Consider the following 1,386-nt stretch of genomic DNA (forward strand, 5'->3'; position numbering starts at 1 on the left):
GATAACTCGGCGTATGTTATTCAAGAATATATAAAATCAAATCGGTATAAATCTGACCGATAGATTTTGAATTTAAGAGTGTCACAAGACACTCTTTTTTCGCACCAGCGAAAACTGGTTTAAGCCGACTGCGCAAAAGACATAATCGATTCACAAAAAATAGGCACACGAAAAACAAGTTAAGGGATGCAGTTTATGCATCCCTTAACTTACTTATTAAATAATTTATAGCTATTGAAAAGAGATAAGAATTGTTCAAAGCTAATATTGTTTAAATCGTCAATTCCTGCATGTTTTAAGGAATTGTTAAATTGATTTTTTGTAAATATTTTCTTGTATTCTTTGTTAACCCATTTCATAACGAAATAATTATACTTTTGTTTATCTTTGTGTGATATTCTTGATTTTTTTCTACTTAATCTGATAAGTGAGCTATTCACTTTAGGTTTAGGATGAAAATATTCTCTTGGAACCATACTTAATATAGAAATATCAACTTCTGCCATTAAAAGTAATGCCAATGAGCGTTTTGTATTTAATAATCTTTTAGCAAACCCGTATTCCACGATTAAATAAATCTCATTAGCTATACTATCAAAAACAATTTTGCGTATTATATCCGTACTTATGTTATAAGGTATATTACCATATATTTTATAGGATTGGTTTTTAGGAAATTTAAACTGCAATATATCCTTGTTTAAAACTTGGAAATTATCGTGATCAACAAGTTTATTTTCTGTAGTTTTGCATAATTTATGGTCTATTTCAATGGCAGTTACGAAATTACACCTCTTTACTAATTCAAGGGTAAAATGGCCTTTTCCTGAGCCGATTTCAAAGATATTATCATGTTCATTTAATCTTATATTTGTCATTATTTTATCTATATTATGTTTTGAAGTAATAAAGTTTTGACTGTGTTTTATATTTTTCTCGTTCATTATATCCCTCTTTAATTTGGTTATATGAATTTTGCTTATTAACGATTCATTATAACCACTTATTTTTTGTTTGGTTGATAATGAACTGTGCTGATTACAAAAATACTAAAAATGCCCATATTTTTTCCTCCTTATAAAATTAGTATAATTATAGCACGAGCTCTGATAAATATGAACATGATGAGTGATCGTTAAATTTATACTGCAATCGGATGCGATTATTGAATAAAAGATATGAGAGATTTATCTAATTTCTTTTTTCTTGTAAAAAAAGAAAGTTCTTAAAGGTTTTATAGTTTTGGTCGTAGAGCACACGGTTTAACGACTTAATTACGAAGTAAATAAGTCTAGTGTGTTAGACTTTATGAAATCTATATACGTTTATATATATTTATTATCCGGAGGTGTAGCATGTCTCATTCAATTTTGAGGGTTGCCAGAG

The 1,386-nt window shown here is 28.1% G+C and carries 2 protein-coding genes; both read right to left on the reverse strand.

The window, feature by feature from the left end:
* Nucleotides 1-209 precede the first annotated feature (209 nt).
* Nucleotides 210-944, reverse strand: coding sequence for a 23S rRNA (adenine(2058)-N(6))-methyltransferase Erm(C) (erm(C), locus tag BO48_RS16745; RefSeq protein WP_007410443.1), 735 nt, complete (start codon nucleotides 942-944; stop codon nucleotides 210-212).
* A gap of 59 nt (nucleotides 945-1,003) precedes the next feature.
* Complete coding sequence (gene ermCL, locus BO48_RS16750) at nucleotides 1,004-1,063, reverse strand: 23S rRNA methylase leader peptide ErmCL (protein WP_002497446.1); 60 nt, start codon at nucleotides 1,061-1,063, stop codon at nucleotides 1,004-1,006.
* Nucleotides 1,064-1,386 lie beyond the last annotated feature (323 nt).

Source organism: Lacicoccus kunmingensis DSM 17847 (genome assembly GCF_059568765.1).